This is a genomic window from Streptomyces sp. 1114.5 (genome assembly GCF_003635085.1).
In the GTDB taxonomy this organism is placed as follows: domain Bacteria; phylum Actinomycetota; class Actinomycetes; order Streptomycetales; family Streptomycetaceae; genus Kitasatospora.
Genome location: NZ_RBXE01000002.1, coordinates 399,547 through 424,887, shown reverse-complemented (window position 1 = coordinate 424,887; position 25,341 = coordinate 399,547). Strand labels below are relative to the sequence as shown.

The 25,341-nt window shown below is 73.2% G+C and carries 27 protein-coding genes; 15 read left to right on the top strand and 12 right to left on the bottom strand.

The window, feature by feature from the left end:
- Nucleotides 1-39: 39 nt before the first annotated feature.
- Genes BX285_RS25360 through BX285_RS25350 form a run of 3 tightly spaced genes read right to left on the bottom strand, consistent with a single transcriptional unit; the run spans nucleotide 40 to nucleotide 3,343 of the window.
- The gene (locus tag BX285_RS25360; protein ID WP_121179004.1) at nucleotides 40-1,065 is read right to left on the bottom strand and encodes a TolB-like translocation protein; all 1,026 of its coding nucleotides are present in this window, start codon (nucleotides 1,063-1,065) and stop codon (nucleotides 40-42) included.
- Between the two features lie 2 nt (nucleotides 1,066-1,067).
- The gene (locus tag BX285_RS25355; protein WP_121178262.1) at nucleotides 1,068-2,387 is read right to left on the bottom strand and encodes an MFS transporter; all 1,320 of its coding nucleotides are present in this window, start codon (nucleotides 2,385-2,387) and stop codon (nucleotides 1,068-1,070) included.
- A 5-nt stretch (nucleotides 2,388-2,392) separates the two neighbouring features.
- Nucleotides 2,393-3,343: an alkaline phosphatase family protein gene (locus BX285_RS25350; protein WP_121178260.1), complete on the bottom strand. Its 951-nt coding sequence runs from the start codon at nucleotides 3,341-3,343 to the stop codon at nucleotides 2,393-2,395.
- Nucleotides 3,344-3,546: 203 nt separating this feature from the next.
- Between BX285_RS25350 and BX285_RS25345 the strand changes: the two genes are divergently transcribed.
- Together BX285_RS25345 and cobC are read left to right on the top strand one after the other, a co-directional pair.
- Nucleotides 3,547-4,035: a cobalamin biosynthesis protein gene (locus BX285_RS25345; RefSeq protein WP_121178259.1), complete on the top strand. Its 489-nt coding sequence runs from the start codon at nucleotides 3,547-3,549 to the stop codon at nucleotides 4,033-4,035.
- Nucleotides 4,032-5,093, top strand: coding sequence for an Rv2231c family pyridoxal phosphate-dependent protein CobC (gene cobC / locus BX285_RS25340; RefSeq protein WP_097235786.1), 1,062 nt, complete (start codon nucleotides 4,032-4,034; stop codon nucleotides 5,091-5,093). Before BX285_RS25345 ends, cobC begins: the two co-directional genes overlap by 4 nt.
- On the opposite strand, the gene BX285_RS25335 is transcribed toward cobC, so the two are convergent.
- The 7 genes from BX285_RS25335 to BX285_RS25305 form a co-directional block, all read right to left on the bottom strand.
- Nucleotides 5,044-5,895 carry an MOSC domain-containing protein gene (locus tag BX285_RS25335; RefSeq protein WP_097239927.1) on the bottom strand — a complete coding sequence of 284 codons (852 nt, stop codon included), beginning with the start codon at nucleotides 5,893-5,895 and terminating at the stop codon, nucleotides 5,044-5,046. The genes cobC and BX285_RS25335 overlap by 50 nt on opposite strands.
- On the bottom strand, nucleotides 5,892-6,470 hold the full coding sequence (locus BX285_RS25330; protein ID WP_097235787.1) for a hypothetical protein: 579 nt from the start codon (nucleotides 6,468-6,470) through the stop codon (nucleotides 5,892-5,894). Before BX285_RS25330 ends, BX285_RS25335 begins: the two co-directional genes overlap by 4 nt.
- Before the next feature lie 125 nt (nucleotides 6,471-6,595).
- Nucleotides 6,596-7,033 carry a hypothetical protein gene (locus tag BX285_RS25325; protein ID WP_097235788.1) on the bottom strand — a complete coding sequence of 146 codons (438 nt, stop codon included), beginning with the start codon at nucleotides 7,031-7,033 and terminating at the stop codon, nucleotides 6,596-6,598.
- 223 nt (nucleotides 7,034-7,256) lie between these two features.
- Nucleotides 7,257-8,279, bottom strand: coding sequence for a glutamine synthetase (gene glnII, locus BX285_RS25320; RefSeq protein ID WP_097235789.1), 1,023 nt, complete (start codon nucleotides 8,277-8,279; stop codon nucleotides 7,257-7,259).
- Nucleotides 8,280-8,454: 175 nt separating this feature from the next.
- A complete protein-coding gene (locus BX285_RS25315; RefSeq protein ID WP_306458845.1) occupies nucleotides 8,455-9,435 on the bottom strand; it encodes an SCO1860 family LAETG-anchored protein in 981 nt (326 codons plus the stop codon).
- A 153-nt stretch (nucleotides 9,436-9,588) separates the two neighbouring features.
- Nucleotides 9,589-10,266: a uracil-DNA glycosylase gene (locus BX285_RS25310; RefSeq protein WP_097235791.1), complete on the bottom strand. Its 678-nt coding sequence runs from the start codon at nucleotides 10,264-10,266 to the stop codon at nucleotides 9,589-9,591.
- A gap of 46 nt (nucleotides 10,267-10,312) precedes the next feature.
- Nucleotides 10,313-11,404, bottom strand: coding sequence for an amidohydrolase family protein (locus BX285_RS25305; protein WP_097235792.1), 1,092 nt, complete (start codon nucleotides 11,402-11,404; stop codon nucleotides 10,313-10,315).
- A gap of 106 nt (nucleotides 11,405-11,510) precedes the next feature.
- Between BX285_RS25305 and BX285_RS25300 the strand changes: the two genes are divergently transcribed.
- Complete coding sequence (locus tag BX285_RS25300) at nucleotides 11,511-12,626, top strand: alanine--glyoxylate aminotransferase family protein (RefSeq protein ID WP_257032356.1); 1,116 nt, start codon at nucleotides 11,511-11,513, stop codon at nucleotides 12,624-12,626.
- A gap of 51 nt (nucleotides 12,627-12,677) precedes the next feature.
- Here BX285_RS25300 and BX285_RS25295 read toward each other — a convergent pair whose 3' ends face one another.
- Nucleotides 12,678-14,318: an APC family permease gene (locus tag BX285_RS25295; protein WP_097235793.1), complete on the bottom strand. Its 1,641-nt coding sequence runs from the start codon at nucleotides 14,316-14,318 to the stop codon at nucleotides 12,678-12,680.
- 143 nt (nucleotides 14,319-14,461) lie between these two features.
- A complete protein-coding gene (locus tag BX285_RS25290) occupies nucleotides 14,462-15,196 on the bottom strand; it encodes a GntR family transcriptional regulator (RefSeq protein WP_097239929.1) in 735 nt (244 codons plus the stop codon).
- A gap of 490 nt (nucleotides 15,197-15,686) precedes the next feature.
- On the opposite strand from BX285_RS25290, the gene BX285_RS25285 reads away from it, so the two are divergent.
- From BX285_RS25285 to BX285_RS25230, 12 genes are all read left to right on the top strand, one after another.
- Nucleotides 15,687-16,850 carry an ABC transporter substrate-binding protein gene (locus BX285_RS25285; protein WP_097235794.1) on the top strand — a complete coding sequence of 388 codons (1,164 nt, stop codon included), beginning with the start codon at nucleotides 15,687-15,689 and terminating at the stop codon, nucleotides 16,848-16,850.
- A 6-nt stretch (nucleotides 16,851-16,856) separates the two neighbouring features.
- Entirely contained in the window at nucleotides 16,857-17,873 is a 1,017-nt protein-coding gene (locus BX285_RS25280) for an ABC transporter permease subunit (protein ID WP_097235795.1), read from the top strand.
- Entirely contained in the window at nucleotides 17,873-18,682 is an 810-nt protein-coding gene (locus BX285_RS25275) for an ABC transporter permease (RefSeq protein WP_373560546.1), read from the top strand. The genes BX285_RS25280 and BX285_RS25275 overlap by 1 nt, the downstream gene beginning before the upstream one ends.
- A gap of 31 nt (nucleotides 18,683-18,713) precedes the next feature.
- The gene (locus tag BX285_RS25270; RefSeq protein ID WP_097235796.1) at nucleotides 18,714-19,790 is read left to right on the top strand and encodes an ABC transporter ATP-binding protein; all 1,077 of its coding nucleotides are present in this window, start codon (nucleotides 18,714-18,716) and stop codon (nucleotides 19,788-19,790) included.
- A 113-nt stretch (nucleotides 19,791-19,903) separates the two neighbouring features.
- Nucleotides 19,904-20,602, top strand: coding sequence for an HAD family phosphatase (locus BX285_RS25265; RefSeq protein WP_097235797.1), 699 nt, complete (start codon nucleotides 19,904-19,906; stop codon nucleotides 20,600-20,602).
- Between the two features lies 1 nt (nucleotide 20,603).
- Complete coding sequence (locus BX285_RS25260) at nucleotides 20,604-20,924, top strand: multidrug efflux SMR transporter (protein ID WP_097235798.1); 321 nt, start codon at nucleotides 20,604-20,606, stop codon at nucleotides 20,922-20,924.
- A gap of 147 nt (nucleotides 20,925-21,071) precedes the next feature.
- Nucleotides 21,072-21,563 (top strand): hypothetical protein, encoded by a 492-nt coding sequence (locus BX285_RS25255; RefSeq protein ID WP_097235799.1) that lies wholly within the window; start codon nucleotides 21,072-21,074, stop codon nucleotides 21,561-21,563.
- 171 nt (nucleotides 21,564-21,734) lie between these two features.
- A complete protein-coding gene (locus BX285_RS25250; RefSeq protein ID WP_097235800.1) occupies nucleotides 21,735-22,034 on the top strand; it encodes a hypothetical protein in 300 nt (99 codons plus the stop codon).
- Nucleotides 22,031-23,362 (top strand): hypothetical protein, encoded by a 1,332-nt coding sequence (locus tag BX285_RS25245; RefSeq protein WP_097235801.1) that lies wholly within the window; start codon nucleotides 22,031-22,033, stop codon nucleotides 23,360-23,362. Before BX285_RS25250 ends, BX285_RS25245 begins: the two co-directional genes overlap by 4 nt.
- Nucleotides 23,352-24,038, top strand: a complete 687-nt coding sequence (locus BX285_RS25240; RefSeq protein WP_097235802.1) for a hypothetical protein — start codon at nucleotides 23,352-23,354, stop codon at nucleotides 24,036-24,038. The genes BX285_RS25245 and BX285_RS25240 overlap by 11 nt, the downstream gene beginning before the upstream one ends.
- Nucleotides 24,035-24,682: a hypothetical protein gene (locus tag BX285_RS25235; protein ID WP_097235803.1), complete on the top strand. Its 648-nt coding sequence runs from the start codon at nucleotides 24,035-24,037 to the stop codon at nucleotides 24,680-24,682. The genes BX285_RS25240 and BX285_RS25235 overlap by 4 nt, the downstream gene beginning before the upstream one ends.
- Nucleotides 24,683-24,717: 35 nt before the next feature.
- Nucleotides 24,718-25,314 carry a hypothetical protein gene (locus BX285_RS25230; RefSeq protein ID WP_097235804.1) on the top strand — a complete coding sequence of 199 codons (597 nt, stop codon included), beginning with the start codon at nucleotides 24,718-24,720 and terminating at the stop codon, nucleotides 25,312-25,314.
- Nucleotides 25,315-25,341: the final 27 nt, after the last annotated feature.

Genomic DNA, 25,341 nt, shown 5'->3' with positions numbered 1-25,341 from the left:
TCACACTCTGCTCGACGTGGGACCGTAGCCGAGAGTTCCTCAGCCCAGGTAGGCGGGGGCGACCGCGGCCTTGGTGACCGGCTGCGCGGCGCCCGAGCCGTCCGCCGGTACGGTCCACAGGTCGGCGCCGTAGTCGCCGGGCAGGGCGTAGACGAGGGTGCCGTCGCCGGACCAGAGCGCCTGGTCGTCGATGTTGCGCTGCTCGGCGGTGGCGGTCTCGGTCATGGTGGCGAGGTCGAGCACGTAGAGGCGCCACGGTGCGTCCGGGGAGAGGCCCGGGACGCGCTTCTTGTACGCGATGCGGGTGCCGTCCGGTGAGAGCGAGGGGCATTCGACGTTGTCGTGCAGGGCGGTGAGGGTGCGGGCGGCGAGGTCGCCGCGGACGAGGTGGGTCTGCCCGGCGCTGGCGAGGGTGGCGTAGAAGGTGTTGTCGTCGGCGAAGGTGACGCCCCAGATGTTGATGTCGTGCGCCTGGTACGGGTGGCCGTCCAGGACGATCGCGAAGTCCTCCAGGTTCTCCCGGAGGTTCCCGTCGCGGACGTCCACGATCGACGTGCGGGTGGAGAAGTCGCTGCCCGCGTACGAGTCGCCGCTGACGAAGACGGTCCAGGCGGCGAAGTGCCCGGACGGCGACACCCGGGAGCGGGTGGGGATGCCGGCGGCCGGGAAGGAGCGCCGCTCGCGCAGGTGGTCGTCGAGGACGACGGCCCGGTAGGTGTCCTCCAGGGCGCCGTGCTGGGCCTGCAGGCAGATGCCGGTGCCGGCGGCGGCGTGGAAGCGCAGGCAGCTGAGGCCGGAGGCGGTGCGCGGGCCGTCGGGGTGGTCGGCGGGGACGGTGACGATCTCGTCCCTGTGCGGCCCCCAGGCCATGTTGCGGAACAGCAACTGTCGTCCATCGTGCGGCACTTGGAGCGAGACGGCGCCGGACTCGACGGACGGCCCGCCGGGCTGGGCCTGGTCCCGGCGGGCGGTGCGGTCGGCCGCGTACAGGACGGCCCCGGTGCCGACTGCGCCGAGCACCAGGACGGCGACCAGCAGCACGAGCACCCTGGTCCGGTTCTGCAGGTTCACGTTCTCTCCCTCTCCTCGGCGGCAGCGACAACGGGTCCGGACGGGCGCAGCACCGCGGCCGCGCCCAGCACGCACAGCGCCAGCGCCCCCGCCGACCAGCCCAGCGCCGCCGGGCCGCCGACCGCGCCCCACAGCGCGCCGAACAGCAGCGAACAGGCGAACCGGGCCAGCGCCTGCCCGGTGCCGACCAGGGCGAGCCCGGCGCCGCGCTGCTCGGCCGGGACGGCGTCGGCGGCCGCGGCGGCAAGCACCCCGTCGGTGGCGGCGTAGAAGGCGCCGTGCAGCACCAGCACGCAGACCGCCGCCGGCAGCCCGCGCAGCGGCGAGAGCAGCACCCCGTACGCGAGCAGCAGCAGCCCGTGCCCGGCGAGGAAGAGCCGGTGGCGGCCGATCCGGTCGGCCAGCATGCCGAGCGGGACGGCGAGCAGCAGGAAGGCGGCGGCGGTGCCCAGCGGCAGCAGCGGGAACAGGCTGACGGACAGGTCCAGTCGGCGCTGGACGAGCAGGTAGAGGAAGGAGTCGCTGACGGTGGTGAGCCCTAGCAGGACGGCGCAGAGCGTGAGTCGGCGCAGCCCGGGCAGGCGCAGCAGGGCGAGGCTGTCGCGCAGTGAGGGGGCGGGAGTTGACGGGCCGTCGGACTTTTGCCGGTTCGGCACGAACAGCAGCAGGATCAGCACGCCGAGCGCGGCGACGCAGGCGCTGACCGTGAACACCGCGTCGTAGCCGTGGTGTTCGCCGCCGTCGGCGAGCAGCGGGCCGCCCGTCAGGCGCAGCACCAGGAAGGCGGTGAGCGGTCCGAGCAGCGCGCCGGCCGTGTCCATCGCCCGGTGCACGCCGAACGCCCGTCCGCGGTGGGCGGGTTCGGTGGCGAGCGAGATCATCGCGTCCCGGGGCGCGGTGCGCAGGCCCTTGCCGGTGCGGTCGACGGCGATCACCGCGCCGATCAGCGGCACGGTGTGGACGAACAGCAGCAGCGGCCGGCAGAGCGCGGACAGCCCGTACCCGACCGCGGCGACGGCCTTGTGGCGGGTGGCGCCGTCGCGGCCGCGGCGGTCGGCGAGGTGGCCGCCGGCCAGGCGGACGAGGGCGCTGAAGCCGTTCTGGATGCCGTCGAGCAGGCCGAAGCCGAGCGGGGAGAGGCCGAGCCCGGTGAGCAGGTAGAGGGGGAGGACGGCGGTGACCATCTCGGAGGAGATGTCGGTGACCAGGCTGACGGTGCCCAGGGCGAGCACCGTCCCCGGTACGGCGCCCCGCCGCACCGTGCCGGTGGCCGGTGCGACGGGGGCCTTCGAGCTGCGGGAGTCCGCGACGTACACGGGCGTCAGTTCCAGATGCCGGTGGTGTCGGCGGCGCCGGACGAGTTGCCCGCGTGGGCGTTGACGCCGGTCAGGTCCTCCAGGGTGTGCAGCAGGTCGTAGTGGTTGTAGGTGGTGGCGGTACTGCTGCCCGGGGCGACGTGGGCGCCGTAGAGCAAGGTCGGGATGCGGTTGCCGGACAGCCTGTTGTCCTCGTCGAAGGTGACGACGAGCAGGCTGTTGTGGCTCTTGGCCCACTGCGCGTAGCCGTCGAGGTTGCTGCTGAGCCAGGAGTCGCCGGTGCCGACGGAGCAGTCGTGCATGTCGTCGCAGAGGTCCGGGACGACGAAGGAGAGCTTGGGCAGGGTGCTGTAGTCGCTCGGGAACGCGTCCATGCCGTACGCGCTGTCGGTGGGGACGTTGCCGAAGCCGAACCACGGGTTGTGCTTCTGCGCGTAGGAGTCGACCCGGCAGTCGGTGGCGCCCTGGGCGGGCAGGCCCTCGTTGTAGCTGGCCCAGGTCTGGCCGGAGGCGAGCAGTTCGGAGGCCAGGTTGGGCTCCTGCAGCGCGCCGACGTCCACGCAGCTGTCGTCGACGATGCCCTGCGAGCTGCCGGAGAACAGCATGTAGTAGTTGGGCTGGCTGGGGTGGGTGAGCGCGTAGGACCGGGTCAGCTTCGCGCCGCCGGCCACCAGGGTGCCGTTGATGTACGGGGCGCTGGAGCTGCCGATCACCTGGGTGTAGGCGTGGTTCTCCAGCACGACGACGACCACGTGGTCGGGGGCGGGCAGGCCGGCGGCGGTGTCGGCGGCGGCGCTGCCGCCGGCGGCCCAGAGGCCGAGCGAGCCGGCGAGCAGCCCGAGGCCGCTCGCCAGGGCGGTGAGCGGGCGCGGCCCGCGGCGGCGGGTGGGGCGCTGGACGGCGGGGCGCGGGGCGGCGGTGGGGGTGCCGGGGGTGCGCGGTCGTACGAAGGCCATGGGGTCCTCCGGAGGTCGGGACTGCCGGGGCGGGAGCGCCGAGAACAGTAGGATCGCCACGGTGTCGTGTACGGCACAAGACAGGTGAAGAACAGACGAACAGCTGCCGCCCGGTGGCGTCGGATCTCACACCCCCCGCGATTGACCCGTTCCGACCGTGCGTGGTGGGATCACGGGGGCTCGGGTACGGAGGAGTGCGGCGGATGAGCGGACCGGTCGCCGGCGACCCACCGGTGCACCCGCGCACCCTGGTGGTCGGGATCGGCGCGAGCAGCGCCGCCGAGTCCGCCGAGGCGGTGCAGCTGCTGACGGACGTGCTCCGGGAGGCCGGGCTCGCCCCGCACGCGGTGGCCCGGCTGGCCACGGTCGCCGGCAAGGCGGACCACCCGGCGGTGCGCCGGGTCGCCCACTGGCTGGGCGGGGTGCCGGTGGACGAGCACCCGGGACGGGAACTGGCCGCCGTACCGGTACCCAACCCCTCGGCCGCGGTCGGTGCCGCCCTCGGCACGGCGAGCGTCGCCGAGGCGGCGGCCCTGGCGAGCGCGCCGGGCGGCCGGCTCCTGGTCGCCAAGCGGAAGTCGGCCATGGTGACGGTCGCGGTGGCGGCGACCGCGGCGATCGCCCGACCCCTCTCGCCCGCGCCACCCCTCTCACCCGCCGAACCCGCCCACCCCCAGGGAGACCCCGCGTGACCGCCCCCGAACCCGACCTGCGCCACCACGGCGACGCCGAGGTCCGCGCCGACGGGCTCGGCCTGGTCGACCTCGCCGTCAACGTCCGCACCGGCACGCCCCCGGCCTGGCTGCGCGACCACCTCGCCGCCACCCTCGGCGACCTCGCCGCCTACCCCGACCAGAGCGCCGCCCGCGCCGCGGTGGCCGCCCGGCACGGCCGCCCGGTCGAGGAGGTGCTGCTCACCTCGGGGGCGGCGGAGGCCTTCGTCCTGCTGGCCCGGGTTGTGACGGCTCGTCACATCACCGTCGTGCACCCACAGTTCACCGAGCCGGAGGCCGCGCTGCGGGACGCCGGACACCGGGTGCACCGGGTGCTGCTCTCCCCCGGGGACGGGTTCCGCCTGGGCGCCGTCCCCGAGGAGGCGGACCTGGTCGTCCTCGGCAACCCGACCAACCCGACCTCCGTCCTGCACCCCGCCGAGGCGGTGGCCGCGCTCGCCCGCCCCGGGCGGACCCTGGTGGTGGACGAGGCGTTCATGGACACCGTGCCGGGCGAGCGCGAATCCCTCGCCCCGGTACGGGACCTGCCCGGCCGGGTCGTCGTGCTGCGCAGCCTCACCAAGACCTGGGGCCTGGCCGGGCTGCGGATCGGCTACGTGCTCGGCCCGGCGCCGCTGATCGCCGAACTCGGCGCCGCCCAGCCGCTCTGGCCGGTCTCCACCCCGGCGCTGGCCGCCGCCGAGGCCTGCAGCAGCCCGGCGGCGCTCGCCGAGGCGGACCGAGCCGCGGACGAACTGGCGCTCTGGCGCGAGCACTTGGTGAAGGGCCTGGCCACTTTCCCGTCCGTACGGCTGTACGGCGAACCGGCCGCCTCCTTCGTGCTGGTCCGGCTGCCGGACGCAGCAGCGGTCCGGCGGCGGCTGCGCGAGCACGGCTTCGCCGTCCGGCGCGGGGACACCTTTCCGGGGCTGGGCGAGGAGTGGCTGCGGATCGCCGTCCGGGACGAGGCGACCACCGACCGCTTCCTCAACGCCCTTGAGGCCGTGCTCGGTTCGAGTCTCCTCGGTCCAGCCTGAGCTCGTCGCCGGTCCGGATCCGCCCGGGCGCCAGCACCTGTGCGTACACCCCCGCGCAGGGCAGCGCCGGCATGCCCTCCAGCGGGACCACCCGGTTCTGCTCGGCCGGGAGGCGCAGGGCCTCGGTGCGACGGGGCAGCGGCCCGTGCCGGAGGGTGGGGACGGCGCAGCGCGGGGTGGCCGCCAGGACGCGCAGGCGCAGTGTCGGGCCGATCGCCAACTCCCGCCCTACCCAGGCGTTCTCGACGTACCCCGCACCCCCGGTGCGGATCACCAGGTTCGGCCGGTAGCGCTCGGCCGCGGAGCCGGTGGCGCGCAGCGTCGCGGTGGTGATCAGGTGCAGTGGAGCGAAGTCGAAGAAGCCGCCGTCGGGCGCAGCACGGCCCAACTCGCTGACGGTGAAGCCGACTTCGGCGGCGATACCGTGTGCCAGCACCTCCTCGGGCACGGCCCGCTCGACCGTCGCACCAGCCGCGCGCTCTGCGACCAGTGCGACCTTGCGGCCGAGCGCCTCGGACAGGTCCGCCACACCCGCGCCGCGCCCGTCCGGCCCGGTGATCGCCACGCCGCCGTCCGCCGCGACCATCGCCGCGAACCCCAGCAGGCCGGCCCAGAGCCGGGGGTGCTTCGCGCTGGCCACCCGGCCGGTCTCCAGGTCGAGCAGCGCCCGCTCGCGGTCCCCGGCCAGGCCCCGCCCGGTCACCTCGGCCGCGTCCAGCTCCTCCCCCAGCAGCGACTTCACCGGGTAGCGGCGCAGCCGCTCGACCGTGCCGAGGACCGCCCCCTCGTCCTTCCCGGTCATGCGGCGGCCGCCCACTCCCGCAGGGTCGCGAAGTCCTCCGCCAGCAGGCCCTTGCCGGGATGGATGTGCAGGGTGAGCGCAGGGCCGGGGTGGTTCGAGGCGATCCACGCGGTGTCCTGCGGCCCGAGCTCGTCGTCCACCCAGACGAAGGGGCGCCCGGCCGCCCAGGCGACCACGTCCCGGGTCTTCCAGTGCAGTCCGTCCGGGTCCTCGGCGAACATCTCCGTCCAGGCGATGTACGGGAGTTCGGGCAGCCCGAGGTGCGGGCCGATGTGGGTGTTCGCCTCGCCCATCCAGCCGGTGGCCCAGACCAGTTCGTAGGGCAGCGCCAGCAGCTCGGGCCCGTGCGCCGGGTTCAGCCACACCCGCAGCGGCTTCACCCGGCCGGCGGGGCGCTTCGCGTGCTTCGCGCGCGTCGCCAGCCTGGTTTCCGCCGCCGCCATCCGCTCCTGCTTGCGCACCCACCAGCCGGGCCGCAGCCGGTAGGTCCGGTAGCCGTCCGGCCGCCGTTTCGGGGCGGCGAAGGGGTTGAGTGGTCCGTCCACGTCGAGGAGGAGCAGGGGCTGCTGGGTCATGTCAGGGATTCTCGGTTCGGTGACGCTGATTGACCAGCGATTTGCCGGTCACGATCGGGTCCTGACCGGCCCTGCAGGCCCCTGCCCGGCCGGAACCTCCCGCCCGGCCCGGCGAGGCCCCCGGGTCAGCCCTTCGGCACGCCGTAGGTGTACCAGCTGCTCCAGGCACCGTTGCTGTACCGGTCGATGAACCACCCGCGGTCGTCGCCGCCCCGCGCGCGGAGGGTGAGGGAGTTGTCCGAGCCCGCCTTGACCACGATGACCTGGCTGGTCAGGTAGCCGCCCATGGAGGTCCAGGCGCTCAGCCCGTTGGAGTTGCCGATCGTCCAGCGCGTCCACATGGCGTGGTCGCGGCCGACCACGAAGACCTGCCGGGTGCCGTCGTTGAGGTTGACGACGGTCTGGCCGCTGGTGCCGTAGTCGCCCCCGCACAGGAAGTCGCCGCCGAACATCGTGCTGCCGCAGTGCGCGGGGGTGATGACCCCGGCCGACGCGGGAGCCGCGGCCAGCCCGACCCCGGCGAGGACGGCGGCGGCCACGACGGCGGCCTTGATCTTGTTCATGGTCTGCTCCTGACTGGTCGGATCGGGCCCGCTCGGCGGGCCCTCACCGGAACCAACGGCAGCCCCGGCCACCGGAGTTCACCGCCCGTTCGACACCGTCCGCAGGACCCGGAAGGACCGCCGGACGCGGAAAGACCGCCGGACGCGGAAAGACCGCCGGGCCTCCCCTCACGAGGAGGGGAGGCCCGGCGGTGGGTGTTGCCGTGTGCCCGGGGGCGGCGGATCAGACCTGGCCGGCCTTCTCCAGGGCCTCGCAGCAGGTGTTGATCAGGAGGCGGGTGACCACGTACGGGTCGATGTTGGCGTTCGGGCGGCGGTCCTCGATGTAGCCCTTCTGCTCCACCTCGACCTGCCACGGGATGCGCACGGAGGCACCGCGGTTGGAGACGCCGTAGCTGTAGACGTTCCACGGGGCGGTCTCGTGCTTGCCGGTGAGGCGGGACTGGATGTCGTCACCGTACTGGTTGACGTGCTCCAGCACCTTCTCCTGGGAGGCGCCGAGCGACTCGCAGGCCGTGATGATGGCGTCGTAGCCCTCGCGCATCGCCTTGGTGGAGAAGTTGGTGTGGGCGCCCGCGCCGTTCCAGTCGCCCCGGGCCGGCTTGGCGTCCAGGGTGGCGTCGATGCCGAACTCCTCGGCGGTGCGGTAGAGCAGGTAGCGGGCGATCCACAGGTCGTCCGAGACGGTCAGCGAGTCGACCGGGCCGATCTGGAACTCCCACTGGCCGGGCATGACCTCGGCGTTGATGCCGCAGATCGCCAGGCCGGCGTCGAGGCAGCGGTCCAGGTGCAGCTCGACGATCTCGCGGCCGAAGACCTCCTCGGCGCCGACGCCGCAGTAGTAGCCGCCCTGCGGGGCCGGGTAGCCGCCCTCCGGGAAGCCGAGCGGGCGGGAGCCCTTGAAGAAGGTGTACTCCTGCTCGATGCCGAAGATCGACTCCTGGGCGGCGTACTTCTCGTGGACCTCACGCAGCAGGGCGCGGGTGTTGGACTCGTGCGGGGTGCCGTCCGTCTCCAGGACCTCGCAGAGGACGAGGATGTGGTCGCCGCCGCGGATCGGGTCCGGAACGACCTTCACCGGCTCCAGCACGCGGTCCGAGGCGTGGCCCTCGGCCTGGTTGGTCGAGGAACCGTCGAAGCCCCAGGTCGGGATCTTGTCGGCGTTGGGCAGGACGCGAGTCTTGGAACGGAGCTTCGCGGTCGGCTTGGTGCCGTCGATCCAGATGTACTCGGCCTTGATTGCCACGGCTGGTCCCTCGCATTGCTGGGTGGTGGGTGCCCGCGTAGCGTCGCAAGCCGCCGTTTCCCGGTTGTTCCTCTCATGTAACGCGCATGTGAACCAACCGTCCGCATTGGCACGGTCACGGTGCGGGAGTGCCGGGCACGGCACTCCCGCCGCATGGAGTGCCCAGGCGGAATGTCTAGTTCCGGCGCGCGTGCGCGGCCCGGCGGCGCCGGGTGGCCCAGAGCGCGGCCGCCCCGCCCGCGAGCAGGGCGGCGGCTCCGGCGGCCAGCGGGCCGGTGGCGCTGCTGCCGCCGGTGGCGGCCAGCTTGTCCGGCTGCTCGGGCTTCTCCACCGCGGCCTGCGGGGCGGCGGTGCGCGAGGCGGCGGTGTCGGCCACCGGCCGGGCGGCGGGCGCGCTGGTCGGCGCGGTGCCGGGGGTGCCGGGAGTGCCGGTCGTGGGCGGGGTGGCGGTGGGCGCGGAGGGCTTCTCGCAGCTCACCGAGGCGACGGTGATCCTCCCGCTGACCTTGGCGACGTTCAGGTTCAGCGGGTTGACCTCCACCTGCACCTCCAGTGCCGAGGCGGCGGCGGTGGTCGTGGTGGTGGTCTTCTTGGAGAACTCCACCGACACGCTGCCGATCAGCGGCACGTCCACGTTGGTCGGCCCGTACAGGCCGACGGTGACCGGCTTGCCGAGGACGGTGAGCTTGGCGGGCGCGACCACGTCCGCGGTCGGCTGCCCGTCGACCGGGCAGGTCGCCTCGGCGCTCATCGCCTCCAGTCCGAGCAGCGCGGTGGCGGGCAGGCCGGGGGCGTGCACGTCGGCATTGACCAGCTTGACGGAGGCGGCGGTGCCCTTGGCGTCGGCGCGGGTCACGGACTTGCCGATGTCCGCCTTGACCAGGGTGACCGGGCCGGTCTGGTCGACTCCGGCCACCGTGGCGGTGAGGACCGAACCCTCCCGCTGCTCGGGCGTCTCCACCTTGTTGAGCGCGATGTTCACCGGGACGTCCACGGCGTTGTTCAACAGCTTGACGTCCAGGGCGAGTTCGGCGGTGACGGCGCGCGCCTTCCCCGGCGAAGGCGGGGTCGACGGGCCGGCCTGGACGGGCCCGGCGGTGAGCGCGGTGCTCGCCACCACGACGACAGCTGCAGAAACGATTCGGCGAGAAGACAAGGCGGTACCCCCACACAGATGAAACGATGAGCCGCCAGTCTTCTCGAACTATCCGTCACATGAGCAACACGGAAAGTCATTTCACCCGTTGGAGTGAGATTGACGTTCCGCGCTGACCGGACTCTGCTACAACCGGACTCTGCTACAGCAGCCCTACGGCAGCCGCCAGTCCACCGGCTGCGCCCCCTGCCGCACCAGCAGCTCGTTCGCCCGGCTGAACGGCCGCGAGCCGAAGAAGCCCCCGCTCGCCGAGTACGGGCTCGGGTGCGCCGACTCGATCGCCGGGACCTCCCCGAGCAGCGGCCTCAGGTTCCGGGCGTCACGCCCCCAGAGGATCGCCACCAGCGGCCCGCCGCGCGCCACCAGCGCCCGGATCGCCTGCTCGGTGACCTCCTCCCAGCCCTTGCCCCGGTGCGCGGCCGGCTTGCGCGGCGCGGTGGTCAGGGCGCGGTTGAGCAGCAGCACGCCCTGCTGCGTCCACGGCGTGAGGTCCCCGTTGGACGGCTGCGGCAGGCCGAGGTCCTGGCCGTACTCCTGGAAGATGTTGATCAGGCTGGCCGGGATCGGCCGCACCTCCGGACCCACCGAGAAGCTGAGCCCGACGGCGTGGCCGGGCGTCGGGTACGGGTCCTGCCCGACGATCAGCACCCGCACGTCCGCGAAGGGCTGCTGGAAGGCCCGCAGCACGTTCGGGCCCGAGGGCAGGTACGTACGGCCGGCGGCCAGTTCGGTGCGCAGGAAGTCGCCCATCGCGGCGACCCGTCCGGCGACGGGTTCCAGGGCGGCGGCCCAGCCGGGCTCGACGATCTCGTTCAGTGGACGCGGTGCCATGCTCGCCACCCTATCGGCCTACACGGACAGGGCGTTCAGCGGATGATCATGAGACCGGGCGCCCCCGCAGCACCACCAGGCGCGGGTCCGCGAGCACCCGGACGTCCGCCCGCGGGTCCTCCTCGTACACCACGAAGTCCGCCGGCGCACCCTCCTCCAGCCCCGGCCGACCCAGCCACTCCCGCGCCCCCCAGCTCGCCGCCGACAGCGCCTCGGCCGGGCTCAGCCCCGCCTTCACCAGCTCCGCCACCTCGTCCGCGACCAGTCCGTGGGCGAGCGAGCCGCCCGCGTCCGTGCCCACGAACACCGGGATGCCCGCGTCGTGCGCGGCGCCCACGGTGTCGTACCGGCGCTCGTGCAGCCGCCGCATGTGCGCCGCCCAGGCCGGGAACCTGGCCTCGCCGCCGGCCGCCAGGCCCGGGAAGGTGGCGATGTTGACCAGGGTCGGGACGATGGCGACGCCGCGCTCGGCGAACACCGGGATCAGCTCCTCGGTCAGCCCGGTGGCGTGCTCGACGCAGTCGATTCCGGCCGCCAGCAGGTCCGGCAGCGACTCGGCTGCGAAGCAGTGCGCGGTCACCCGCGCGCCCTCCTCGTGCGCCGCCGCGATCGCCTCGGCCAGCGCGTCGCCGGGCCAGCAGGCGGCGAGGTCGCCGCGCTCGCGGTCGATCCAGTCGCCGACCAGCTTCACCCAGCCGTCCCCGCGCCGGGCCTCGGCCCGGACGTACGCGGCCAGGTCGCCGGGCTCGATCTCGTGTGCGTAGTTGCGGATGTAGCGGCGGGTGCGGGCGATGTGCCGGCCGGCGCGGATGATCCGGGGCAGGTCCTCACGCTCGTCGATCCACCGGGTGTCGGCGGCCGAGCCGGCGTCGCGGATCAGCAGGGTGCCGGCGTCGCGGTCGGTGAGCGCCTGCTTCTCGCTGGTCTCCGCGTCCACCGCGCCGTGCGCGTCCAGGCCGACGTGGCAGTGCGCGTCCACCAGGCCGGGCAGCACCCAGCCGGTCACGGTCCGGACGTCCCCGGCGGTCGTCGGGCGGGTGAAGCTCACCCGGCCGTCCACCACCCAGAGTTCGTCCCGGACGTCCTGCGGACCGACCAGCACCCGACCCCGCACGTGCAGCACCGCGCCATCGCTCATGGCCGCACTCTACCGACGGGCGGGTTCCGTGTAAGCAGTGCGGATGCGGCAGACTCGTTCCGGCACCGACCATCCCCCGTCCCCGTAGCGAGAGGCCCTACCCGACGTGAACGAGCGAAGCGAGCGAGTCATCAAGAGGAGCCCCTTCCTCGACCTCCCCGCGCTCAGCGCCGCCGAGTTCGCGGCGATCGAGGACGGGGTGGCCGCGCTGCTGCACACCGAGGCCGACGTGATCGTCACCCAGGGCGAGGCGCTGCTCCCGCTGGAGGCGGCGATCCGCGGCGCCGCGCACCCGGGCTCGACCGCGCTCAACATCGTCACCGGCCCGTACGGCCAGACCTTCGGCAACTGGCTGCGCTCCTGCGGGGCGACGGTCGTCGACCTGGCCGTGCCCTTCGACAGCGCGGTCGGCGCGCAGCAGGTGGCCGAGGCCCTGGAGGCGAACCCGGCGATCGACTTCGTCTCCCTCGTCCACGCCGAGGCCGCCACCGGCAACACCAACCCGGTCGCCGAGATCGGCGCGGTGGTCCGCGAGCACGGCGCCCTGCTGATGCTCGACGCGGTCGCCTCCGTCGCCGCCGAGCCGCTGCTCACCGACGAGTGGGGCATCGACCTGTGCGTCATCGGCGGTCAGAAGGCGATGGGCGGGCCCGCCGGGGTCTCCGCGGTCTCGGTGTCGGACCGCGCCTGGGAGCGGATCGCCGCCAACCCGGCCGCCCCGCGCCGCTCCTACCTGTCGCTGCTCGACTGGAAGGAGCGCTGGACCGACGCCGGACGCGCCGTACTCCCGCACGCCCCGGCCCAGTTGGAGATGCTCGCGCTCGGCGCCTGCCTGGACCGGATCGCCGCCGACGGCCTGCCCGCCGTGATCGCCCGCCACCGCGCCGCCGCGGCCGCCACCCGGGCCGGCGCCCGCGCCCTCGGCACCCTGGCCCCGTTCGTCACCGAGGACGCCCACGCGGCCCCGGTCGCCACCACCCTGCGTACCCCGGACGGCCTGCACGCGGCGGAACTCGCCGCCCGTCTCGACCCGGCGCTGCCCGTCCAGCCGGGCGGCGGCGCGCTGGCCGCGCGGATGCTGCGGGTCAACCACTACGGCCCGGCGGCCGCGCTGGAGACCGTCAGCGCCTGCCTGACCGCCCTGGCGACGGCCACGAACGCCGACGCCGAGCCGGCCCTGCAGGCCGCCGAGGCGGCCTGGGCGGCGACCGTCAACGGCTAGAAGCGCCGAGCGGCCCCCGAGTCACCTCGGGGGCCGCTCCGTCCAGGGTGCTCAGTGCCCCTCGACCTCCACCACCTCGACACCACGGATGTTCCGCTCGATCTCCTCCGCGGGCAGGGCGACCGCCAGGGCCCAGTAGTAGATCACCAGCGAGAACACCACCACGACGAGGATGTCCCACCAGAGCGGCAGGTTCCCCTGCGAGCCGACGCCGAAGGTGCCCTGCCAGGAGATGATCCCCATCCCGACCAGGTAGACCGGCAGCCACTGCCCCGCCTTGAAGTCCATCCGCGGGGCGTTCGGCACCCCCTTCGACGTGGCGTACGCGGAGTACCCGCCGAGCAGCACGTACCCGATCACGATGGCCAGGCCCAGCCGCCACAGGGTGTCCCAGCCGGACCAGTAGATGACCAGGCTCGCCACCGCGAAGGCCAGCGGCGAGATGACCGTGCCACCGGGCAGGTGGTACGACCGCTCCAGCCCGGGCAGCCGCTTGCGCAGCACGCCGAAGGCCAGCGGCGCGCCCGCGTACATCAGGACGACCGCCGAGGTGATGAAGCCGACCAGCCGCTGCCAGCTCGGGAAGGGCAGGAAGCAGATCACGCCGGCGACCCAGGCGATGATCAGGCCCAGCCAGGGCACCGAGTTGCGGTCGGTGTACTGCAGGGCCTGCGGCGCGTAGCCGTTGCGGCTCAGGCCGTACGTGACCCGGGAGCTGGAGGTGATGTAGACCAGCCCGGTGCCGGCCGGCGAGATCACGGCGTCGATGAAGAGGATCGTCGCCAGCCAGCCGAGCCCGATCAGCGTCGCGAGGCCCGCGAACGGGCCGCTGATGCCGGGGTAGTCCAGCGTGTCCCAGCCGCCCGCGAAGGTCGACGGCGGCAGGGCGCCGATGAACACCACCTGGAGCATCACGTAGACGATCGTGCCGATCACCACCGACCCGAGGACGGCTCGGGGGATGTCCCGACGGGGGTTGCGGCTCTCCCCCGCCCACTGGATGGCCTGTTCGAAGCCGAGCAGCGCGAAGATCACGCCGCTGGTGCTGATCGCGGCGAGCACGCCCTTGGCGCCGTCCGGTGCGAAGCCGTGGACGGTGAAGTTGGAGCCGTGGAACTCGGTGAGCCCGAGCGCGAAGATCGTCAGGATCGGGACGGCGACCTTCCACACGGTGGCCACGCTGTTGGTGTGGGCGAGCAGTCGGACGCCGAGGAAGTTGATCGCGACGAACAAACCCATCAGCGCGGCCGCGACCACGAAGCCCGTCCCGGTCAGCGTCAGGTCCTCGTTCAGGAAGCCGTCCGCCCAGGACCAGTGCCGGGCGTAGTTGATCATCGCCTGAACCTCGATCGGCGCGATCGTCGCCGCCTGGAGCCAGGTGAACCAGCCGAACGACATTCCCGCGAACCCGCCGAAGGCGTAGTGCGGATACCGCGCCGTGCCGCCCGCCACCGGGAACAGCCCACCCAGCTCGGCGTGGATCAGCGCCAGCAGGATGATCGCCACCGCGCCGATGGCCCAGGACACCAGCGCCGCGGGTCCTGCCGCCACCGCCGCCTTCTGCGCGCCGAACAGCCAGCCGGACCCGATGATCGCGCCGACCGAGGCCCAGAGCAGTCCGATGACGCCGACCTCGCGCTTGAGCTCGGTATGTCCTGCGGCGGGTGGGGTCGTGGTGTTGGGATGGGCCATGGCACAGCGCCTCTCAGGTGGGGGAAATCCTCCCGACAGTGCCGCAGCACCCCGGACTCCCCACGCCGCAACGCGCTGAACCCCAGCCCCCTCACCCGAATGGCCGTTGACGGGTGCACCGCCGGAGGCGAGCGGGCGAATATTCAGTCCATCTCCCGCGCGTGCCGCGAAAGCGCCGACGTGGCCAGCGAGTTGTGCACGCTGAACGCCACCGTGCCGGGCAGGTAGCGGTCCTGGGACCACTCCACCGGTGTGCCCGTCGGGTCGGTCGTCCGGCGCCGCTCGCGCAGCAGCGGGCTGCCCCGGCGGCAGCCGAGCAGTCGGGCGTCCTCCGCGTTGGCCGCCACCACGTCGATCGTGTGGTCGGCGTCGGTGAACAGGATGCCGTGCTCGCGCAGCACCTCGGTGTGCGAGACCACGTCCGGCGGCAGTTCGGCGACGATCTCGCCGACCCGCGGCGGGTAGACGGTGCGCTCGACCATCACCGGCGTACCGGACAGGGTGCGCAGCCGGACCGTCACGTACACGTCGGCGCCCGGCTCCAGGCGCAGCTGCTCGCGCTCGGCGGCGTCGGCCGGGCGGCGGACCAGCGAGTCCAGGATGCCGCCGGGCTCCTCGCCCATCGAGTACGCCCAGTGCGTGAAGCTGAGCAGTTCGGAGAAGCTCTGCACCCGGGCGCCGCCGAGCACCACCCGGCGGGTGCCGCGGCGGGAGGTGACCAGCCCGTCGGAGCGCAGCACCGCGAGCGCCTGGCGGACGGTGCCGCGGGAGACGCCGTACTGCTCGGCCAGCGCGCCCTCGGCAGGCAGCCGGCCGGCCTCGCCGAAGGCGCCGGTGGTGATGGCCTCGCGCAGGTCGGCGGCCACCTTCCGGTACAGCGCGCCGGCGGCCCGCTCCTCGGCCGCGACAGGGCGCCCCTCGGTGGCGGGGCGTTCCGCGGCCTCGGGGCGCTGGGGCTCTGTTGCCACGTCAGTCAATGTCCCTCCTGGGGCGGTGTCCTGCGCAGCGGTGCCGGCGCGGACGGTCCGACCCTATCCCGCTGCGTCTTCGAAGCATCGCACCGAACGGATCACGCTCCGATGGCCGGATTCCACCGTTCCCGCAGCCGACCCCGGTTCTGGGCCGTCCGTTCACCTTCCCGTCACCGAGCTCCGGCGTACTTAGGCCCGTCAGCGAAGTTGGCTAGTCAACTCGGACGGCTCCGAACGGTCCGACGGACGGTTCCCCCCGACCCGACGGACGGTTCCGAAACAACCCGACGGACGGTTCCGGACAGCCCCCGAAGCCCGGACCACTCCGGACCGCCACTCGCCAGATCCCCCGATCGAGACGCCCACTCGCAGTTCCCCCTTCTCAGGAGACTGACCCGTGTCCGTGCACCGCGCCCGCTCCGCCGCCTTCGCGGCCGTCCTGACCGCTGCCGCGCTCTCCCTCACCGCCTGCGGCTCCGCGGGCTCCTCCGCGAAGTCCGGCGACGCCGCGGGCGGCAAGAACGCCAAGACCGCCACCTCGGTCGCCGACTTCGGCGGCATGGACGGCCTGGTCGCCGCAGCCAAGAAGGAGGGCAAGCTGCACGCCATCACGCTGCCGCGCGACTGGGCGAACTACGGCAAGCTGATGGACGACTTCAAGGCCAAGTACGGCATCGAGATCGAGGACGAGAACCCGGACGGTTCCAGCCAGGACGAGATCAACGCGGTCACCTCCCGCAAGGGCCAGGACCGCGCCCCCGACGTCGTCGACCTCGGCTCGGCCTTCGCGATCAGCGCCGCCAAGCAGGGCCTGCTGGCCCCGTACAAGGTGGCCGACTTCGACAAGATCCCGGACACCATGAAGGACCCGGCGGGCCTGCGCTACAACGACTACGGCGGCTACATGTCGATCGGCTGCGACGCCAAGAAGGTGTCCGTCTGCCCGAAGACCTTCGCCGACCTGCTGAAGCCCGACTACAAGGGCATGGTCGCGCTCAACGGCAACCCGACCAAGGCCGGTGCCGCCTTCGGCGCCGTCTACGCGGCGGCGCTCGCCAACGGCGGCTCGCTGGACAACATCCAGCCCGGCATCGACTTCTTCGGCAAGGTCAAGCAGGCCGGCAACTTCAACCCGGTCGAGGTCACCCCGGCGACCATCGAGAAGGGCGAGACCCCGATCAGCATCGACTGGTCGTACCTGAACGCCGGCTACAGCGACAAGTTCAAGGACAAGGGCATCGACTGGCAGGTGGCCATCCCCTCGGACGGCTCCTACGCCCAGTACTACAACCAGGCGATCAACAAGGACGCCCCGCACCCGGCCGCCGCGCGCCTGTGGGAGGAGTACCTCTACAGCGCCCAGGGCCAGAACGGCTTCCTCGGCGGCTACGCCACCCCCGCCCTGTTCGACGCCATGAAGGCCGCCGGCACCCTCGACGCGGCCGCCGCCGCCAAGCTCCCGGCCGTCGAGAAGCCCTTCACCACCTTCCCGACCCAGGACCAGACGGACGCGGCCAAGAAGACCGTGACCGAGAACTGGGCCAAGGCGATCGCGGGCTGACCTGAGATGACCACGGCTCCCACCCCGGTGCCGGCCACCGCCTCCGCCGCCCAGCGCGGCGGGGGCGCCCCCGGCCCCGCAACCCCCAGCACCACGGCCGCGACCACCGCGCCCACCAAGGCCACGAAGGCCACCACCGCCGAAGCCGCCAAGGCCCCCCGCCCCGGCCGGCGCCGGTCCGGCGGCAGCCGCGCCTGGCTCGCCGCCCTCCCCCTGCTGCTGTTCTTCGTGATCGGCTTCGGCCTGCCCGCCGTCGCGATCGCCATCGGCGCGTTCACCACCTCCTCGGACGCCCCCGACGGCGGCGGCACCTTCACCACCGACAACCTCACCGGCTCCCTCCAGGGCGCCTACTGGACGGCCCTGTGGGGCAGCGTGAAGCTCTCGCTGCTGACCGCACTGATCGCCACCGTCGTCGGCCTGCCGCTGGCCCAGGCCGTGGCAACCTCCCGGTTCCGGATGTTCCGCGAGGCCGTGATGTCCGCCTCCGGCGTGCTCGCCAACTTCGGCGGCGTGCCGCTGGCCTTCATGTTCGTCGCCACCCTCGGCAACTCCGGCGAGGTCACCAAGAAGCTCGGGCTGACCGCGCACGGCTGGAGCCTCTACACCTTCTCCGGCCTGTCCGTGGTCTACCTCTACTTCCTGGTCCCGCTGATGGTCATCACCGTCACCCCGGCCCTGGAGGGCCTGCGCGTCCAGTGGCGCGAGGCCGCCTACAACAACGGCGCCACCGCCCTGCAGTACTGGCGGCACGTGGCCCTGCCCGTCCTGCTGCCCTCGCTGCTCGGCGGCTTCGTCCTGCTGTTCGGCGCCTCCTTCGCCGCGTACGCCACCGCCGAGGCCATGGTGGGCAGTTCGGTGCCGCTGATCTCGATGCAGATCGGCGACGCCCTGTCCGGCAACGTCCTGGTCGGCCAGGGCAACCTCGCCCTCGCCCTCGGCCTCGACATGATCGTGGTCGCCTGCCTGGTGATGGCCGTGTACCTGCCCCTTCAGCGCCGGAGTGCCAAGTGGCTCGCCTGATCGAACGCATCCGTTTCGGCCGCGGCCTGGTGCTGCTGCTCTGCGGCATCTACTTCGCCGTGCCGATGGCCGCCTCGCTGTGGTTCAGCATCGACGACAACAAGGGCGGCACCACCTTCCGCGCCTACACCGAGCTGCTGAACGCCCCCGGCTTCACCGACAGCCTGGTGCTCAGCCTCGAACTGGCCGGCGTCACCGTCGCGGTGCTGCTGCTCCTGCTCGTCCCGGCGATGCTCGCCTCCCGGCTCGGCGCGCCCAGGCTGCGCCCGGTGATCGAGGTGCTGTGCTCCATGCCGCTGGTCGTCCCGGTGGTCGCGCTCACCACCGGCATCATCGGCGTGCTGCGCTGGGGCCCGGACTACCTGCAGGACACCCCGCTGTTCCAGACCATCGTGGCGATCCAGAACCCGGACTTCCCGATCGTCCTGGTCATCGCGTACGTGCTGATGGCGCTGCCCTTCGCCTACCGGGCGATCGACGCCGGACTGCGCGGCGTGGACGTCGTCACCCTGGTCGAGGCCGCCCGCAACTGCGGCGCCGGCTGGCTGCGCGCGGTGTTCACCGTCGTCCTGCCCAACCTGCGCAGCGCGCTGCTGAACGCGGCCGTGCTCACCGTCGCCCTGGTGCTCGGCGAGTTCACCACCGCCTCCATCCTCGGCTTCGCCCCCTTCTCGGTGTGGATCAACTCCAACGGCAAGAGCGACGGCCAGATGTCCGTCGCGGTCTCCATGCTCAGCCTGCTGATCGTCTGGCTGGTCCTGCTGTTGATGTCCGCCGCCGGCCGCGGCCGCAAGACCGCCCGGTCCTGAACCACCCCACGCTCTCCAGGAGTCACCCGCCATGACCACGGCCACCCTCCCCGACCGGACCGCCACCGGCAGCGCCACCGTCGAGTTCCGCGCGCTGCGCCGCTCCTTCGGCGCCACCACCGCCCTGGACGGCCTGGACCTCACCGTCCGGCCGGGCGAACTGCTCGCCCTGCTCGGCCCGTCCGGCTGCGGCAAGACCACCGCGCTGCGCATCCTGGCCGGCTTCGAACAGCACGACTCCGGCGAGGTCCTGGTCGACGGCCGGGACATCACCGCGATCCCCGCGCACAAGCGCGACGCCGGCATGGTGTTCCAGTCGTACAGCCTCTTCCCGCACCTGACCGCGCTGGACAACGTCGCCTTCGGGCTGCGGATGCGCGGCGCCGGCAAGGCCGAGCGCCGCAAGCGCGCCCACGAGCTGCTGGAGCTGGTCGGCCTGCCGCACCGCGCCGAGCACTACCCGCACCAGATGTCCGGCGGCCAGCAGCAGCGCATCGCGCTCGCCCGCGCGCTCGCCCTGCAGCCGCGCGTGCTGCTGCTGGACGAGCCGCTGTCCGCGCTCGACGCCAAGGTCCGCCTCCAGCTGCGCGAGGAGATCCGGCGCCTGCAGCAGGAGTTGGGCATCACCACCCTGTTCGTCACCCACGACCAGGAGGAGGCGCTGTCCATGGCCGACCGCGTCGCCGTGCTGCGCGCGGGCCGGCTGGAGCAGTGCGCCACCCCGTCCGAGCTGTACGGCCGGCCGGCCACCGCCTTCGTCGCCGAGTTCGTCGGCACCATGAGCCGCATCCCGTGCGCCCGCACCTCGGACGGCGTCGAGGTGCTCGGCCGCCGCCACGCGGTGGACGGCGAGATCCCGGCCGACGGCGAGCTGCAGGTGCTGGTCCGCCCGGAGAACGTCACCCTGACCCCCGCCGCGGACGGCCCGGCGCTGGTCGTCTCCGCGTCCTTCCTGGGCGCCGTCACCCGGATCACCGTCCGCCTCGCCGACGGCACCGAGGTCAAGGCCGACCTGCCCACCGAGGCCACCGCCGCCCTGCCGGTCGGCTCGCACGCCGAGCTCACCCTGCCGCAGCGCCCCGTGCTGGTGGACCGCCGTCCCGCCTGACCCGCGTAGCCCGCCTGACCCGTGTAGCCAGCCCGACCCGCCTGGCCCGCCTGACCCTCGCAGAACGCGCTCTGCGAGAATCACCCGAGCTGAACCACCCCGAAGGTACCGCCATGCCTGAATCCCCCCTGCCCGCCTCCCCCGGGCTCCCCGCCGCCGTCCTGTTCGACATGGACGGCACCCTGGTCGACACCGAGCAGCTGTGGTGGCAGACCGCCGCCGAGGTCGCCGAGGAGCTGCACCACCCGCTCACCGACCGGGACGCCCCCGAAGTCCTCGGCCAGGCCGTCGAGCACACCGCCGCCCACCTGCACCGGGTCAGCGGCACCACCCTCAGCGAGGCCGAACTCGCCGCCCGGCTGGGCGACTCCTTCGCCGGCAAGGTCGCCGCCGAGACGGTTCCGCGCCCCGGCGCGCTCGCCCTGCTGGCGTCCCTGCGCGACGCCCGGGTGCCCACCGCGCTGGTCTCCGCCTCCCCGCGCCGGGTGGTCGACCTCGTGCTGTCCGCCATCGGCCGGGACTGGTTCGCCGTCACCCTCGCCGCCGAGGACACCGCCCGCACCAAGCCCGCGCCCGACCCGTACCTCGCAGCCGCCGAACGGCTCGGCCTCGACCCGGCCAGCTGCGTCGCCGTCGAGGACACCCCCACCGGGGTCGCCTCCGCCAGCGCGGCCGGCTGCGCCGTGCTCGCCGTGCCGTCCACCGCCACCCCGATGCCGGACGGCGACCGGATCACCCTGCTCGCCAGCCTGGAGCAGGCCGACCTCGCGCTGCTCGGGAAGATCACCGCCGCGCCGCCGGTTCGACCCTGACATGCCCTACGTCCTGCTCGCCCTCGCCATCCTGAGCGAGGTCTGCGCCACCAGCTGCCTCAAGCTCACCGAGGGGTTCACCCGCCTCTGGCCGAGCCTGGGGGTCGGCGTCGGCTACGCGCTCTCCTTCCTGCTGCTGGGCCGCGCCCTCAAGCACATCCCGGTCTCGGTCGCGTACGCGGTCTGGTCGGGCGCCGGGACGGCGGCGGTCGCCGGGATCGGCGTGGTCGCCTTCGGCGAATCGCTCGGGCGGCTGCAGTGGCTGGGGATCGCGCTGGTGATCGCCGGGGTGGTCGTGATCAACCTCAAGAGCAGCCACTGAGGCGAATCCGACGCATCTGAAGCATCTGACGCATCTGGCACATCTGACGCATCGTCAGTTCGTGAAACAGCTGGTCAACTCGCGCATGGGAGCGGGAAGTCGGAGGGGCCGACTTCCCGCTCCCGGCCGTTCGCTACGGTGTCCCCCATGACGGACCCCAGGCCCCACCACTACCGCTTCGTCCACCGCGAGCTCGCCCGCCAGGTGCTCGAATTCGGCCCGCGAGTGGCCACCCCGGCCCCGGACGGCGGCAGCCTGCTGCCCGTCATCACCCGGATCTGGGACGGCCTCGCCCAGACCCTCCCGCCCGAGGACCGCCTGCCCGGCCACGGCCTCGACTGCCGCCACCTGTCGGTCGACGGCCACCACCTGCTGCTGGTCACCCTGCCCACCCCGGTCGGCGCCACCGAGGCCCACTTCGTCGCCGCCGTCCACCCCAAGGGCGGCAAGACCGTCCGCTACCTGACCCTGGAGCACGCCTTCCACCCCCTCGACGGCAGCCCCGGCACCGTCCTCGGCGAGTGGACCCCCCAGGGCCACCTCAACCACGGGCCCGGGCCCTCCCCCGTCGCCGAACTGTTCGTCACCGCCGTCGCCCGGCTCGTCACCCCGGCGAAGCGCGGCTTCTGGCGCCACTGAAGCAACCCGCTGCCCCCTCCTGCTCGCCGTGGGGCCGCCGACGTCAAGGGCGCGTCGACGGCCCGTAAAAGTCCCGTAACGACGGGGGTTTGATCCTCCCGGCCCGATCACCCGCGCACCCACGAGGGTTATGCTCACCCGGTCCGACAATCGACGCATCGGGGGGCAAAAGTGGCCGACTTCACGGTCAGTACGGAATTCCTCGCCAAGTTGGCCCAGGACCTCAAAGGCTGCGGCGACGAACTCGACCAGGGGCTCAAGGCCTTCGAGGCAGCCAGTCACAGCGGCACCGGCTACGACTTCCTGGACGAGGCCTGCGGGCACTTCAAGGAGAAGTGGGCGTTCGGCCTGAAGAAGGTCCGCGAGTGCGTCAAGATCCTCGACGACGGCCTGGACAAGGTACAGCAGAGCTACGACGGCACCGAGCAGAGCATCACCAAGGCCCTCACCCCGACGGCGGCCCAGGCATGAGCGACCCCACGCCCGCAGCCGCGCCCGACTGGTCCGGCCTCGGCTTCAACCCGACCCCCGGCGACTCCGCCGCCGTCACCGCCCTCAGCGGAAGCCTGCGCCGGGTCGGCACGCACCTGAGCGGCGTCCACACCACGCTCTCCCAGATCAGCGCCAACCAGGGCCAGTGGACCGGCGATGCCGCCAAGGCCTTCGCCGGCCAGTTCGGCAAGCTCCCCGGCTACCTCCAGGACGCCGCCGACTCCATCACCGCCGCCTACCAGGCCCTCGACATCTGGTACAAGGCGCTGACCGAACACCAGCCCAAGGCCGCCGAGTTGGCGCGCGCCGCGGTCGCCGCCAAGCAGAAGAAGGCCGAGGCCGAACAGGCCCACGCCACCGCGGCCGCCGCCCCCGACCTCAAACTGGCCGGCCAGAACTTCCCCGACGACGCCTCCCTCGCCGCCGCCGAACAGCGCTACAACAAGGCGAAGAGCCACCTCGACGCCGCCGCCACCCTGGTCGGCAACGCGACCGCCGAACTCACCGGCCTCCAGAGCCAGGCCCACGAACTCGCCGAGGGCCACAAGGCGGACGCCCACAAGACGGCCGACGCCATCCGCAAGGCCGCCGACAGCAAGGCCCCGCCCGAGCCGGGGTGGCTCAGCAAGGTCGGCAACTGGCTGAAGAACCACGGCGCCGACCTGCTGACGGTGGCGGCCGGCGTCTGCGGCGTCGCGGCGATCTTCTTCCCCGCCTTCGCCCTGCCCGCCATCCTGTTCAGCGCCGCCGCCGCCGGCGCGCACACCGCCCAGTACGCGGCCAAGGGCCAGCTGTGGCCGCCGCAGAAGAACATCGGCAACTGGCTGACCCTGGGCGGCGACGTCCTCGGCGCGATCCCCGGGGTGGGAGTCGCCGCCAAGGGCGTGAGCGCCGCCCGGGAGGCGAGCGCCGCCGGTGCGGGCGTGCGCGGGGTGGTCACCGCCGGCTCGACCGAGGTCCGGGCCGCGTCCCGGGCGGTCGACCCGGCGAACCCGCTCTTCGTCGCGGCGGTCGAGAAGCCCGCCATCAAGCTCGGGCTCTCCAAGGCCACCGCGATGAACGTCTCCGACGGCGTCCAGGCCGTCACCACCGCCGGCCTCAACGCCCCGACCGCGTACGCCCTCACCCAGGACAACCCGAGCAACGGCCTGACCAGCGCGGTCAACTACACCACCGGCGGCAACAACCTCCTCGGCTCGGGCGGCCTCGCCACCGGCGGTGGCAAGGCCAACGCGATCGTCGGCACCGTGTCCACCGTCGGCAACCTGATCGGCGTGACCGGATGGGCGGCCGGCTATGGCCGTTGAGACCCCCGGGGCCGTCCTGCCCCCGCTCTGGCTCACCCTCCCCGCGGGGTTCACCGCCGTCGACCTGGACGAGGACCTGGGCGACCGGATGGCCCGCGCGGCCGAACAGCTCCACGCGCTCTTCCCCGAGGCCCGCCCCGAGCAGAAGCTCAGCGCCGTGATCGCCGCCGAGACCGCCCTGCAGGCCCAACTGCGCGAGGGCGCCGTCCACGTGTCCAGCTGCCTGGTCCGCGCCGAGGACGGCGAGCCGATCCACGGCATGTTCGCCGTCTTCCTGCGCCCGCAGGACCAGGGCCCGCCCGGCAGCTACCCGGCCCGCGTCGCCGAGGAGCTGGCCGAGGCCTGGCCGGACGCCGACGTCGGCGTGGTCGACCTCCCGGTGGGCCGCGCCGCCCTCGCCGCCCGCGACCTGACCGTTCCGGTGCCCGGCGCGGTGTGGGGCGTGCCCGAGTCCACCGTCAGCACCGTGCGCCAGCTCGAACTGCTGCTCCCGCACCCGTGGAGCCCGCACGTGGTCGCCGCCGTCTTCACCACCGAGGACCTCGACTACTGGGACGAGTGGCTGCCGCTGCTCGCCACCGCCTTCCGCGGCTTCTCCTTCCACCCGCCCCGCGACGAAAGCCTCGACGCCCTCCCGCCCGAAGAGTGGGACCCGGTCCGGAAGGCCTTCGGATGACCTTCGCCCGGTCCGCCCCGGCCACGGGCACCACCCGCCCGTGGCTCGGCCGGGCCGCCGCCCTGATCACCGTCCTGACCTGCCTGTTCATCGGCATCGTGCTCGCCGGCGGCTACGTCGGCACGCTCCTCGTCGTCGGCCTGGTGGTCCTCTACCTCGTGCTGGCGGGCGTGGGGCTGGTCAAGCTCCGAGGGCCCGGGAGCGACCCCGGTTACAAGGACGTCGGCGGGGCGCTGGCCCTGGTCGCCCTGGCCGTCATCATGGCCACCGCCGCGGGCGGGGACGCCTGGCAGAACCTGGTGCTCTCCTCCGGCCGCGAGGTGAACGCCGTGGTGGTCTCCGCGAAGGCCGACAAGTCCTCCCGCGGCTCGACGACCTGGAGCTACGCCCTCGCGTCGGCGGACGGCGCGGGCGTTCCCGGCGGGCCGCTGGCGCAGGACTCCGAGCGGTTCAGGCCCGGCGACACCGTCACCGTCCGGATGGACCCGGCCGGGCGCGTCGCGCCCAAGCTCCCGGGCGAGGCCGGCTCCACGGCCTCCCTGTGGTCGGTGATCGGGCTCAACGCGGGCATCGCCGTCCTCCTCCTCTGGTTCGCCCGCTTCGGCAGCCGCCCCCGCCGGAAGGCACCTTCGGCGGCGGCGTAGCCTTCCCTCCGATCGCTTGTACGAACGGGGGCGCCATGGGCGGGATCCGAAGGCACCGGGGGACGGCCGCGCTGGTGGCGGCGGTGCCGGTGGGGAGCGTCGGGCTGGTGCTCGCGGGCACCTTCCTCGGGGGGTCGGCCGCCTTCGCCCTCGGGGTGGCACTGGTGGTCGGCTGGACGGTGGGCATGGTCCGGCTGGCCGGGCGGATGTTCGGGTGCTTCGTGGCGTTCTTCGCGGTCGCCGTGGGTGCGACCGCCACCGCGGCGGTGTCGCACGCCCGGGACGACGTGATCCTCGATCTCTCCGGTGTGGACACCACCGCCGTGGTCACGGCGGCGTGGGACCACCCCGAGGGCAAGCACCCGAGTTCGGAGTACGACGTGACGAGCGTGGACGGCGCGCCGCTGGGCGTGCTGGTCCAGGACCTGCACGCGCTGGCCGTCGGCGACCGGGTGACGGTCCGCTACGATCCCGGGCGCCGGGCGGCCGTACACCGCCCGCAGGACCTGAGCCTGCCGACGGACCTCGCGATCGCCGCCGCCCTGAACGCGGCGCTGATGGGCGGGGTGGGCTACCTCGGCGTCCAGGCCACCCGCCGGCGCAGGGGTGCGCTCACCGAAGCGTCGTCCTGAACTCGGAGCAGGAAGTCGGCCGGCCCG

Coding starts and splice junctions, on each gene's coding strand:
- BX285_RS25345 (WP_121178259.1), top strand. CDS start 3,547: ATGAGCGGACCGGTCGCCGGCGACCCACCGGTGCACCCGCGCACCCTG.
- BX285_RS25310 (WP_097235791.1), bottom strand. CDS start 10,266: ATGGCACCGCGTCCACTGAACGAGATCGTCGAGCCCGGCTGGGCCGCC.
- BX285_RS25265 (WP_097235797.1), top strand. CDS start 19,904: ATGCCTGAATCCCCCCTGCCCGCCTCCCCCGGGCTCCCCGCCGCCGTC.
- BX285_RS25325 (WP_097235788.1), bottom strand. CDS start 7,033: ATGAACAAGATCAAGGCCGCCGTCGTGGCCGCCGCCGTCCTCGCCGGG.
- BX285_RS25245 (WP_097235801.1), top strand. CDS start 22,031: ATGAGCGACCCCACGCCCGCAGCCGCGCCCGACTGGTCCGGCCTCGGC.
- BX285_RS25240 (WP_097235802.1), top strand. CDS start 23,352: ATGGCCGTTGAGACCCCCGGGGCCGTCCTGCCCCCGCTCTGGCTCACC.
- BX285_RS25280 (WP_097235795.1), top strand. CDS start 16,857: ATGACCACGGCTCCCACCCCGGTGCCGGCCACCGCCTCCGCCGCCCAG.
- BX285_RS25330 (WP_097235787.1), bottom strand. CDS start 6,470: ATGACCCAGCAGCCCCTGCTCCTCCTCGACGTGGACGGACCACTCAAC.
- BX285_RS25305 (WP_097235792.1), bottom strand. CDS start 11,404: ATGAGCGATGGCGCGGTGCTGCACGTGCGGGGTCGGGTGCTGGTCGGT.
- BX285_RS25230 (WP_097235804.1), top strand. CDS start 24,718: ATGGGCGGGATCCGAAGGCACCGGGGGACGGCCGCGCTGGTGGCGGCG.
- BX285_RS25335 (WP_097239927.1), bottom strand. CDS start 5,895: ATGACCGGGAAGGACGAGGGGGCGGTCCTCGGCACGGTCGAGCGGCTG.
- BX285_RS25350 (WP_121178260.1), bottom strand. CDS start 3,343: ATGGCCTTCGTACGACCGCGCACCCCCGGCACCCCCACCGCCGCCCCG.
- BX285_RS25255 (WP_097235799.1), top strand. CDS start 21,072: ATGACGGACCCCAGGCCCCACCACTACCGCTTCGTCCACCGCGAGCTC.
- BX285_RS25260 (WP_097235798.1), top strand. CDS start 20,604: ATGCCCTACGTCCTGCTCGCCCTCGCCATCCTGAGCGAGGTCTGCGCC.
- BX285_RS25235 (WP_097235803.1), top strand. CDS start 24,035: ATGACCTTCGCCCGGTCCGCCCCGGCCACGGGCACCACCCGCCCGTGG.
- BX285_RS25270 (WP_097235796.1), top strand. CDS start 18,714: ATGACCACGGCCACCCTCCCCGACCGGACCGCCACCGGCAGCGCCACC.
- BX285_RS25295 (WP_097235793.1), bottom strand. CDS start 14,318: ATGGCCCATCCCAACACCACGACCCCACCCGCCGCAGGACATACCGAG.